The following is an 11,242-nucleotide window of genomic DNA, read 5'->3' as shown; positions in this document are numbered from 1 at the left end:
CGGGCTTAGCCCGTCTTTTTTTATCTATACGCGATGTGAATGCCTATGAATACCCGCCAAACATCGTTCCTAGAATGGACTTGAAGCGCCTTGAACGAATTCGATCTCATTGCTTATTATTTTAAACGCCCCGCTAAAAATGCCGATTTGGGCGTGGGGGACGATGCGGCGCTGGTTTCTGTTGCAGCTGGCGATCAGTTAGCCATTTCAGCCGATATGCTGGTGGCTGGGCGGCATTTTTTCCAAGATGCAGATCCTGAGCGCCTAGGGCGCAAAGCGCTCGCGGTTAATTTGTCTGATCTAGCTGCGATGGGAGCAGAGCCAAGTTGGTTTACCTTATCGATTGCCATGCCCACTATGGATGCACCATGGTTAGCCGCTTTTAGCCGTGGCTTGCTGGCAATGGCGGATGAATATGATCTCTCCTTAATTGGGGGCGATACAACCTGTGGGCCGTTGACCATTGCCATTCAAATTGCGGGGCATGTACCGCGCGGCCAGGCCTTATTACGCAGCGGTGCTAAGGCGGGGGATGAAGTCTGGGTGTCGGGTTGTTTAGGGGCCGCTGCTGCTGCCGTTATGCACCGTACTGGGCGAGCAACGCTGGCTGAGGCGCTTGCTGTGCGGTGTGACTTGCGCTTGGATTTGCCGACGCCACGCATAGCACTTGGGCTGCGTTTGCGCGGCATTGCTTCGGCGGCTTTAGATATCTCAGATGGCTTATTGGCAGATTTACGGCATATTTGTGAGCAATCGGCTTGCGGGGCTGAAGTTTGGCTCGATGCCGTGCCTTTTGCGCCAGATGTGGCTGGCTTGCCGCAGTATTTACAGCAAGAGGCATTTTTGGCGGGGGGGGATGATTATGAGCTCTGCTTTACTGCCGCTGCCGATCAGCACGCGGTTATTGTTGCGCTGGCCGCAGAGCTGGATTTACCCCTTACGCAGGTTGGGATGATTCGCCAGGGTAGTGATGTCACCCTACTGGATGCCGCAAAACAGCCATTGCCGATTACATTTCATGGCTTTGATCATTTTGCCTAGCCACGTAGCCACGTAGCCACGTAGCCACGTTTTAAGTTGATATTCTTATTAGATTGGGTTGTTTTGTATGCATGATCATCCACAAAAGCTGCTTGTTCGCCCCGACTGGCGGTTTTTATTAGCGCACCCTGCGCATTTTATTGCTTTGGGTGTTGGAAGTGGTTTGGCTAAAAAAGCGCCTGGTACTTTTGGTACGTTGGCGGCATTGCCCTTATATGCCTTATTGATACAGTGCGTATCCCCGCTGTCTATTGCTTGGCTCTGCTTGCCTGCCTTCCTCATTGGCTGCTGGGCCAGCGAGATTACAGGCAATACCCTAGGCGTCCACGACTTTGGTGGCATTGTTATTGATGAGATTGTTGCCATGTGGCTGGTGCTACTATTTGTGCCACTTAATCCTCGAGGCTGGCTATTCGCTTTTGCCTTATTTAGATTGTTCGATATTTTTAAACCTTGGCCTATTTGTTGGTTCGATCAACGCGTGCCAGGCGGTATTGGCGTGATGATCGACGATATCCTTGCTGCGGGATACGCCATACTGGTGTTGCTGGCTATTCAATACTTTTACGCTTTGTAATACACATCAAAGCCCTAGCGTATTGATTTAAAGTTTTTACGCTGCCGTGTCATTATGGCGATCAAGCCTAGGCCTAATAGTGCATAGGTTTCAGGTTCTGGTACTGGAGTGGTAAAGGTTGCGGTGTAGTTAAGGTTTGTATTCGAATTAGTCCATGATTGTGAAAGTGATAGCGGGTTTGCACCGTTGGAGTTAATGGAGGCAAATCCGTCGTTTAAGCCGCCGTTGGTGCTGGAGCTTTTCATCCAGATGTTTCCAGCGGGTGATGCTATCCCTGCCGTGCTTAGGTAGGCGATATATTGCTTGCCAGCCGTGAGTGATAAGTTAAGCCCGCTCGCACCTAATGCTTGTGAACCGGCGTTGTAAAGAATATTTGAGCTGGTATAAAGCGCAGGCCCTATCGCTTTTTGACCATCCCATGCGGCGATGGCAAAGCTAATGTTGCCACGGTTACCTTCTGAGGCATAAAAATTAAAATTTTGCAGTGTTTCACCTGTGGCAACAAAGTGCTGACCAAAGCTAGTAGTGGCGCTTGAGCTGCCGCCATCACTACCTAAGCCCGGAACCAGTATAAAGTTGCCTGATGAATCTTGAGCGGCCGTATTTGAGTAGACAGTTGCTTGTGCAATATTGCTTAGGATTAAGGTACTAAATGCAATCGCAATGTTTTTTGTAATAAAAGTAATAGACATGATTTCTCCAGTAAATATGAACAACTACACTAAATATAATTAAGTGTAGTTTGACATTTATAAATAACGCAAGGATTACAATTTATTAGAATTGCTTAATATTGGGTATCTTTCTGCTAATGTTTATTAATTTTTACATCTCTATAAGTGCTTAATGTTTTACTGCTAAACTAATATTGCTTAGCATCAAGTTGTATTTTCCCCCTAAATGCCAGCTCAGTTTTATTTACTTGCGCGTGTAAAAATTCACGTGGTATGCCTTATATTCTTTCTGTGCTTGATTTCTTTGTTTTTGCTAGAGTGTGGCATGTGTTATTTATTTGATGTTTGGTTGCCTTTTTCGATAAATGTCCGCTTAGTTTGATGCTAGATATCCGTATGAATAAAACGATTGTTTGTTTCTTAAAAAAGAAGTGGTATGCGCTAAAATAAAATAATTGTGAGTTAAATCATACTTAGGATGAAGCGGCGTGATGGCTTCTGGCTCGCCGCGAGCCAGTGCTGCTAGGGGCACAAGGCCGATTGCGCAGTTAATAATAAAAATATAATTTTCTATTGTTAAATTTTTCCTAATTAGGCCTCTCACGCAAACAAAATCATATATCGCATGTAAGCCAATATACGGTAGGGACAGCTATTTGCTGCGGCTTTATGGCTTATATCTCTTAGTGTTGATGCTTTCAAACAACCGACAAAAAATGAGCCAAAGGGGCTATTTGAATGTATTAATGGGAAATTTATTAAGCTAGGGTTGCGCCTACAAAAAAGGCTGGCAATCAGCTGAGCCGTGTTGGTGGGCTTTAAAAGACGTGATGATTTTGGCATTAAAAATAGCGCGGGCTATGGCTCGCGCTATATGGGCTATTTATCTGGGCTGTGTGGCATGACTTTTTTTGAATAGGTAGAGAAACCGTAGCTTGGTGCTGAGCATGCAAAGCTCAATATTCTTAATGGTATTGTTGAGCGTTGTTCTGCTTAGCATCAACAAGCTATATCCATTTTACTAAGTGATGCGTAGCTGCTTATAAATAGCATTTACCTAGGTATTGCGGATTAAGTAAATTCTCATTTGAGAAAATATCATTGAGTTGCGCTTGGTTAAGTAGTTTTTTCTCCAAGCAAACCTGCATCACTGTTTGCCCTGTTTGCGCACATATTTTGCCAATTTCATCGCATTTTTCATGGCCTAAAATAGGGTCAAGAAAGGTGACAATGCCAATGCTATTAAGTACATTTTTGCGGCATGTTTCTATATTGGCGGTAATGCCATCAATGCATTTCTCTTTTAATCCGAGCATGGCATTTTGTAATAAATGGATGGATTCAAATAGTGATGAGGCAATCACAGGCTCCATTACATTAAGCTGCAATTGTCCTGCTTCTGCCGCCATAGTAATGGTTAAATCATTGCCAATCACTTTAAAGCAAACTTGATTGACCACTTCAGGCATCACAGGATTTACCTTGGCGGGCATAATGCTGGAGCCTGCCTGTAATTCAGGTAAGTTAATTTCTTTAAGGCCCGCACGTGGGCCAGAAGACAATAGCCGCAAGTCATTGCAAATCATGGAGAGCTTGGTGGCCGTGCGTTTAAGTACGCTAGAAACCATAACATAGGCGCCACAATCCGAAGTGGCTTCAATTAAATCTTCGGAGGACTTAAAAGCATGGCCGGTGACTTCACATAGTTTTTCAACGGCGAGCGGGCCAAAGTGATGTGGTGCGTTGATCCCCGTGCCAATAGCGGTGGCACCCAAGTTAACTTCAAGTAGTAAGTTTTTGATTTGCCCAATTAAGCGAACATCTTCGTTGATTAAGGTGGAAAATGCGTGAAACTCTTGTCCTAGCGACATAGGTACGGCATCTTGTAGCTGGGTACGGCCCATTTTTAGCACAGATTTAAATTCAACTGATTTATGCATAAATGCGCTAGAAAGGTTTTCCATATGCTGCATTAAAATCAATAGGTGTTCGTATAGTGCCACTCTAAACGCGGTTGGGTAGGCATCATTCGTTGATTGGCATTTGTTAACGTGATCATTAGGGTGAATGGTTTGGTATTCACCTTTAGGGTGGCCCAATAATTCTAGCGCTAAATTGGCAATTACTTCATTGGCATTCATATTGACCGAAGTGCCCGCACCGCCTTGAAATACATCGCTTGGGAATTGATCTAAGCAGCGGTTATTTGAAATGATCTCATCGCAGGCATGCACAATAGCTTTGGCTATTGTTGGCTCAATACTGCCGATTTCGCCATTGGCTAAGGCACAGGCTTTTTTTGTTTTTGCGAGTGCTTTAACCATAATTGGATTGTCGCTAATTTTACTTTGCGATATTTGAAAGTTTTCTATGGCGCGTTGGGTGTGGATTCCATAGTAGGCATTAAATGGGACTGCTTTTTCGCCTAATAAATCGTGTTCAATTCTAAACTTTTGCATCAGATATTACCTCCACAAAAAATAATCATATCAGTGGGGTAATTTAGCAAAGTGATATTGCGCAACATTTTAGAGAATGGTTGTTAATGCCAATTGCATTGTTTTTACTGCAAGTATTTGGCATTAAGAATGTTATTAGTTTATTGGATGGGAGGCATGGATATGATGGTCCATTTTCAAAAGAAAATAGACCATCAGTATGCTTAGTGCTGGGCGATGGCCGTGTCTTGGGGTTTTTGCCGCTGATGGCTGTTATCCAGCTCATTCAGTAAGGCAATCACCATTAAGGCCGAGTGATAACCGGCTTTAATCAGATATTGGTCAAAGTCGACGGGTGAATCATTGTTCGCGTTATCGGATAGCGAGCGAATAATCACAAAAGGCAGTGCGTGTTGATGACAAACTTGGGCAATCGCGGCGGCTTCCATTTCGCAAGCGGCCATGGTTGGGAAGTTTTTAAGCATTTGCGCGGTGCGGGTGCTGTCGCAGATAAAGCTGTCGCCGGTGCAGATAAGCCCATCAATGGCCTTAACCTGACCAAGGCTGGCAACGGCGCGGTGTGCTGCGGCAACCAAGCTTGCATCGGGTGTAAAGGCGGCGGGTTGTTGTGCCATTTGACCAATCTCATAGCCAAAAGCGGTAACGTCTACATCGTGGTGGCGCACTTCAGAAGAAATCACAATGTCGCCAATGTCTAAGTGATCGACAAAACCGCCGGCTGAGCCGGTGTTGATCACGGCACTAGGCTGATATTTGGCAATCAATAAGGTGGTGGCGATGCTGGCTGCCACTTTGCCAATGCCAGAACGGGTAACAACCACATGTTGATTAGCAAGGGTGCCGCTATAAAAATCGATGCCAGCCACGGTTTCTTTGCTGCTGTTTTCGAGGGTCTCAATCAGGTGAGCCACTTCCGGCTCCATTGCGCCGATAATTCCAATTGTCATTAGTTTGTATGCCTAGGCGAGTGCCACGAGCGTGTGTGGCAAGGTGGCGGATAATGCCTTAGATAGGGCCGTATGCCAAATAAAATAATCACTTTTTGTCTTTTAATAACAAAGACTTCTTAAATATTATTTTAATGTGCTTATTTTACTGATTTTTAGGGTGCTTACTAGTTTTCATTCTTTTGTCATTTGCTTGTTTTACGCTGATTGATTTGTGCTGAGGAATCGTCATGCATTCTGGATTAGGAAATAAACTGCTAGTGGCGCTGTGCGTGATGACGATGGCAGCGAGTCATGCTGCGCCACTTTTGGTGGCTCATCGTGCTGGGACGGGGGATGCGCCAGAAAATACGCTACTGGCCGTGCAAAGCGCGCTGGCCAATGGTGCTGATATGCTGTGGATTACCGTGCAAATGACGAGTGATGGCGTGCCTGTATTGTATCGGCCTGCGGATGTTTCTGCTTTAACAGAGGGCAAAGGCGCTTTGAATAGCTTTAGCTTTTTGCAATTGGCAGAGTTAAACGCTGGCCATACATTTAGCCGCCTAGATGCCGCCGAGAATAAAGTATTTCCCTATCGCGAGCAGCCAGTGCGTATCCCCACACTGCAAGCGGCCTTACAAGTGATTCCTAAGTCCGTGCCGATTTTACTGGATATGAAGCAACTGCCCGCCGCGCCCTTGGTGGCGAGCGTAGCCAAGGTGCTGGATGAAGAAAAAGCGTGGGATCGAGTCAGAATTTACTCAACAGAAAAAGAAATCTTAACTTTGCTGGCGGATTATCGCGAGGCGAGGGTGTTTGAATCCAGAGATGCAACTCGGCAGCGCCTCAGTAGCGTGGCATTAAGCGGTAGCTGCGAAACACCGCCTGCAGCAGGGGCATGGGTAGGCATGGAGCTGGAGCGCACGGTAACGGTGGTTGAGAAATTTACTCTGGGCGAGGGGCGTTCAGAAGTGAAAGCGCGTTGGTGGACACCCGCTGCGGTGAGCTGCTTTAAGACCAATCCAGAGGTAAAAATCATCGTGTTTGGTGTGGATTCCTCTGCTGCCTATCAAGCAGCAGAGAAACTAGGCGTGGATCATGTGATGAGCGATTCGCCGATCAAGATGAAAGCCATTCGCGCGGCGGCTAGGTAAATAGCCGCGTCATTTAGCTTTTAGCGCAGGCACTGCGTGATAAATTGCCCAATTGCTTGGATTTCTGGCATGCATACCGAATGTTGCATCGGCCATGTTTGCCAGCTAATGCTAAAGCCAAGTGCTTGTAGCTGATCTCTGGCGGCCTCACCCAGTTGCACGCCTACCACAGGATCTGCGCTGCCATGCGCGGCAAAAATTGGGGTGGCTTGGTTGGCAAGGCCCGTTTGAAGTAGCTCAGGTGCGGGCAAATACGTCGATAGCGCCACAATCCCCGCGAGTTTTTCAGGGTGGAGTACGCCAGCAGTGTAAGCAATGGCACCACCTTGCGAAAACCCTGCCAGAATAATCCGCTCACTGGCGATGCCGCGTTGGTTTTCACGGCTAATTAGCGCACGGATCATTTCAACTGATGCCTTAACCCCCGCCACATCGGCCTGACGGCTGATTTGATCAAAATGTAAAATATCGTACCAAGCGGGCATTACATAGCCGTTATTGCAGCTAATGGGCATGCTAGGCGCGTGTGGGAAAATAAAACGAACGCCTAAATCTGCCGGCAGCTGTAGATCAGGAACAATCCCCGCAAAATCATTGCCGTCTGCGCCAAGGCCATGCAGCCAAATTACGCTGGCGCTGGGCTGGTTGGTGGTTTCAATTTCTACGCAAGGTAGTGTGCTCATTTGTTAGTCCTTGTTGATTGGGGCTGTGCATATCCGCAGCACCTTTCTGCTGGCTCGCTTAAGTTGATAGGATTGGGCTGAAGCCCACCATGTTTGTTGCGTATTAAGCAGGCTTTAGCGCCGATTTTGGGCGAAAGCTGGCTACCACCTCAGGGTGGGTTTCAATATATGGGCCTTCCAATAGCTGAACGCAGTAAGGCACGGCGGCAAAAACGCCGTTGATGATGACCTTGCCTGCGGCATCTTTTACGCCTTCCAGTGTTTCTTTAATGGATTTTGGTTGGCCAGGTAAGTTCAAAATCAGGCATTGCTGACGAATTACGCCAACTTGGCGGCTAAGAATAGCGGTTGGCACGTAATGCAAACTAACCTGACGCATCTGCTCGCCAAAGCCTGGCATGATGCGATCGGCAATGGCTAGCGTGGCGTCAGGAGTTACATCGCGCAGCGCGGGGCCAGTGCCACCGGTTGTCAGGACTAAATGGCAGCCCTCAATATCCACCAGCTCTTTAAGCGCGATCTCAATGCTGGCTTGATCGTCGCTAATCAAGCGGCTGCTCAAGGTGTAAGGGCTGCTAAGAGCAGAGCCGAGCCACTCTGTAAGTGCAGGAATGCCTAGGTCTTGATAGACACCGCTGGATGCGCGATCTGAGGTGGAGACAAGGCCAATTTTTAAGGTATTCATGAAGGGTAACCTAGAGGGGATTACTGAGTGGCGGATATCACCATTTTTGCGCCGATTTGCAGCGTGAGCGCGTGGTAATTATCAATGACTTGCTCTGCATGACTGAGCTGCGCTTTGGAATGCGATGAGGTGAGCGCAATTACGGGGATGCCTGCGGCCTGTGCTGATTGCACGCCGCTTAATGCGTCTTCAAAAGCCACGCATTGCTGAGGGGCTAAATTAAAAAGCGCCGCCCCTTTTAAAAAAGCTTCGGGGTGCGGCTTGCCCTGGCTAACGTCATCAGCAGAAATAATATGTAGCGGTGTAGGTAGGCCGGCGTAAGCGAGCTTGGCCAAGGCGATAGAGCGGGGTGCAGAGGTCACAACGGCCCACTGCTCTGGGTGGAGCAGGGCTAAAAACGCTGCCGCGCCAGTAATCGCAACCGTGCCATCTAAAGTGCGGGCTTCTTCTGCTAGCAATAGCGCAACTTCTGCAGCGGCATCAAGATGGGGCGCAACAAGGGCGATGGTTTCTATGCCACGGCGTCCGTGCACATGCTGCATGACATAATCAGGGTCTAAATGTTGGCGAACGGCCCATCGTCGCCATAGCCCTTCAATACAAGGGGTGGAGTCAACTAAGGTGCCGTCCATATCGAACAGCATTGCAGTGCATTCGATTTGCCAATTCATTTATTCTGCTTCTTCCATTTCATCATCATCTGAGCTGGTTTCTAGGCCGGGCAGAGCTGGCTCTGGAATATATTGTTTAATCAGCTTAAATAATTCACGGAACGCTTTGGCAGGTTTTTGTAGCTCACGCTCTTTTAAAGCATTGCGGACTAACTGGCGCAGTTGTTGAATCTCGACGTCTGGATGTTCGGTGACGAAGTTCTCAACGACCTTAGGATCAGTCAGCATGCTGCTGCGTAAACGCTCTAAGCGATGCAACCATGCGCTGTGGCGATCAGAAAGACCGGCTAATTTATTCAGCAGCTCGTTGATCGGTTCAGGATCAACATCACGCATTAATTTGCCAATAAATTGCTTTTGCCTTGCCGTTGCACCATTGGCCGTGATTTTTTTTGCCGCCAAGATGGCGTCAAATAGGCGTTCGGGCAGCTTTAGTGTGGCCAGCTGCTTTTTATCGAGCGGAACGAGTTTTTCGCCGAGTTTTTGCAGCGCAGTCATCTCGGTCTTCATTTCTGTTTTACTGACGTACTCAATATCGTCGTCTGGGAGGTCGTGCTTTGGTCTTGCCATGATAGGGTTACTTGCGTGCAAAACCGGTATGATACCAAAGACTGCGCCTTGCTTTGCGATCAGTTTGCAATCAAGCGCACACGAATAAGGTAAAAATGCATATTTGCACCCTTAAAAGGGGCCGATACCGCAAAATTATTTGGGCCCATAAAAAACATAAGGCGTAAAAGTTGAGGCGCTGCTACGTGGCGTGTTTCGTGATTTTTGTTTTTTTGTGGATATTAAGCCTTTGACTTCGATCTCTTAAAACGGGAAATGACCAGTGTCCGAATTTAGTTTTAATCAGCAAGAACTCTGTGATTTAGCCAGCCAAGTACTGGAACAAGCCGCAATCCAAGGTGCAACGGCCTGCGATGTGGATGTGTCTGAGGGTTATGGCCAAAATATTTCGGTGCGCCTTGGCGAAGTAGAAACCATTGAATACAACCGTGATAAAGGCGTTGGCGTTACGGTGTATCTGGGGCAGCAAAAGGGGCACGCCAGCAGTAGTGATTTTTCTGCTGCGGCGATTAAAGACACCGTAAAGGCGGCCTTGGCGATTGCCCGCTTTACCGCCGCAGATTCTTTTGCTGGCTTGCCAGACGCAGATCGCTTGGCGACCTCCTTTCCTGATTTTGATCTTTACCACCCTTGGGATTTATCGGTAGAAGGGGCGATTGAGCTGGCTACCGAATGCGAAGACGCTGCACGTAGTGTGGATGCACGGATTAGTAACTCAGAAGGCGCATCGGTATCGACAGGCGCTAGCCGCTTTGTTTATGCCAATTCGCTTGGATTTATGGGGGCAGAATGCAGCTCTCGCTATAGTTTATCGGCGGCAGTGATTGCGGAAGATGAATCTGGCATGCAGCGTGATTATTGGTATAGCTCGGCACGCGCTTATTTAGATTTAGATTCTGCGGTGGCGGTAGGCCAGCGTGCAGGTGAGCGATCCCTGCGCCGCTTAGGTGCGCGCCGCGTTAAAACGGGCGAATATCCGGTGCTATTTGAAGCGCCCGTAGCCTCTGGCTTGATTGGTACTTTTGTACAAGCCGTGAGCGGTAGCAGCCTTTATCGTAAATCTAGCTTTTTGCCCGATAGCTTGGGAACCAGCGTGTTTGCGCCTTGTGTGAGCATCGCAGAAGATCCTTTCTTGAAAAAAGGCATGAGCAGCGGCGCTTTTGATGCGGAAGGCGTAGCCACCGTGGCGCGGGATGTGGTTAGCCAAGGCGTGTTAAATGGTTATTTTTTATCCAGCTATTCAGCCAGAAAACTAGGCATGAGCACCACGGGCAACGCGGGTGGATCACATAATCTATTGGTGGCCGCCACGCATACCTTTGCGCAGCTCTTAGCTGAGCTTGGTACGGGTTTGTTTGTTACCGAATTACTTGGGCATGGCACTAATATGGTGACGGGCGATTATTCGCGTGGTGCGGCAGGCTTTTGGGTAGAAAACGGCGTGATTCAATACGCGGTAGAGGAGATCACCATTGCGGGTAATCTGCGTGACATCTTTAAAGATATCGTGGGGATTGGCGATGATAGTCCGCCTTGGTCTAGCCGTAAGGTTGGCTCGATTTTAGTGAGCAAGATGACGGTGGCTGGCGAGTAAGGATGTACTCAAGGGGGATGGTTTATCGCCATCATCCCCAGTGTGTTTGTAATAGCGATGTTTAAGGTCGTTAGCGTTTGATGGTTTATGCTGTTTTCTATTCGCCTTATGGATCACGTGCAAATATCGTATAAAGCGCTTGATGTTGTTGATTGTGACTTCACTGGCGCTTTAGCCCCCTTTAAACTGTTGCTTTGCTCTTTAG

11 protein-coding genes are annotated in these 11,242 nt (G+C 47.8%); 4 read left to right on the top strand and 7 right to left on the bottom strand.

All coding sequences use genetic code 11. The features are described 5' to 3' along the window. The first annotated feature begins 90 nt into the window (after positions 1-90). On the top strand, positions 91-1,041 hold the full coding sequence (thiL, locus tag R6242_RS07555; RefSeq protein ID WP_318425696.1) for a thiamine-phosphate kinase: 951 nt from the start codon (positions 91-93) through the stop codon (positions 1,039-1,041). A 67-nt stretch (positions 1,042-1,108) separates the two neighbouring features. Next, complete coding sequence (locus tag R6242_RS07550) at positions 1,109-1,618, top strand: phosphatidylglycerophosphatase A (protein WP_318425694.1); 510 nt, start codon at positions 1,109-1,111, stop codon at positions 1,616-1,618. 14 nt (positions 1,619-1,632) lie between these two features. Here the strand turns inward: R6242_RS07550 and R6242_RS07545 are convergent, their stop codons facing one another. From R6242_RS07545 to R6242_RS07535, 3 genes are all read right to left on the bottom strand, one after another. Continuing rightward, positions 1,633-2,310, bottom strand: a complete 678-nt coding sequence (locus R6242_RS07545; protein ID WP_293931659.1) for a PEP-CTERM sorting domain-containing protein — start codon at positions 2,308-2,310, stop codon at positions 1,633-1,635. Between the two features lie 1,022 nt (positions 2,311-3,332). After that, positions 3,333-4,751, bottom strand: a complete 1,419-nt coding sequence (aspA, locus tag R6242_RS07540; protein ID WP_318425691.1) for an aspartate ammonia-lyase — start codon at positions 4,749-4,751, stop codon at positions 3,333-3,335. Between the two features lie 203 nt (positions 4,752-4,954). Next, positions 4,955-5,698 carry a 5'-methylthioadenosine/adenosylhomocysteine nucleosidase gene (locus R6242_RS07535; RefSeq protein WP_318425689.1) on the bottom strand — a complete coding sequence of 248 codons (744 nt, stop codon included), beginning with the start codon at positions 5,696-5,698 and terminating at the stop codon, positions 4,955-4,957. Between the two features lie 230 nt (positions 5,699-5,928). Here R6242_RS07535 and R6242_RS07530 point away from each other — a divergent pair, with 230 nt between their 5' ends. Then, a complete protein-coding gene (locus R6242_RS07530; RefSeq protein ID WP_318425687.1) occupies positions 5,929-6,834 on the top strand; it encodes a glycerophosphodiester phosphodiesterase family protein in 906 nt (301 codons plus the stop codon). A 20-nt stretch (positions 6,835-6,854) separates the two neighbouring features. On the opposite strand, the gene R6242_RS07525 is transcribed toward R6242_RS07530, so the two are convergent. From R6242_RS07525 to yjgA, 4 genes are all read right to left on the bottom strand, one after another. Continuing rightward, on the bottom strand, positions 6,855-7,517 hold the full coding sequence (locus tag R6242_RS07525) for an alpha/beta hydrolase (protein ID WP_318425685.1): 663 nt from the start codon (positions 7,515-7,517) through the stop codon (positions 6,855-6,857). Positions 7,518-7,620: 103 nt separating this feature from the next. Continuing rightward, positions 7,621-8,202, bottom strand: coding sequence for a molybdopterin adenylyltransferase (gene mog / locus R6242_RS07520; RefSeq protein WP_318425683.1), 582 nt, complete (start codon positions 8,200-8,202; stop codon positions 7,621-7,623). A gap of 20 nt (positions 8,203-8,222) precedes the next feature. After that, a complete protein-coding gene (locus tag R6242_RS07515) occupies positions 8,223-8,873 on the bottom strand; it encodes an HAD-IA family hydrolase (RefSeq protein ID WP_318425681.1) in 651 nt (216 codons plus the stop codon). Continuing rightward, a complete protein-coding gene (gene yjgA / locus R6242_RS07510; RefSeq protein WP_293931649.1) occupies positions 8,874-9,443 on the bottom strand; it encodes a ribosome biogenesis factor YjgA in 570 nt (189 codons plus the stop codon). It abuts the gene before it with no gap. Between the two features lie 262 nt (positions 9,444-9,705). Here yjgA and pmbA point away from each other — a divergent pair, with 262 nt between their 5' ends. Then, positions 9,706-11,037 carry a metalloprotease PmbA gene (gene pmbA / locus R6242_RS07505; protein WP_318425679.1) on the top strand — a complete coding sequence of 444 codons (1,332 nt, stop codon included), beginning with the start codon at positions 9,706-9,708 and terminating at the stop codon, positions 11,035-11,037. The last annotated feature ends 205 nt before the right edge of the window (positions 11,038-11,242 follow it).

The sequence above is a fragment of the Iodobacter sp. CM08 genome, assembly GCF_033446605.1.
In the GTDB taxonomy this organism is placed as follows: Bacteria; Pseudomonadota; Gammaproteobacteria; order Burkholderiales; family Chitinibacteraceae; genus Iodobacter.
The sequence above is the reverse complement of the archived record's forward strand: the minus strand, read 5'-3'. Positions and strand labels throughout refer to the sequence as shown.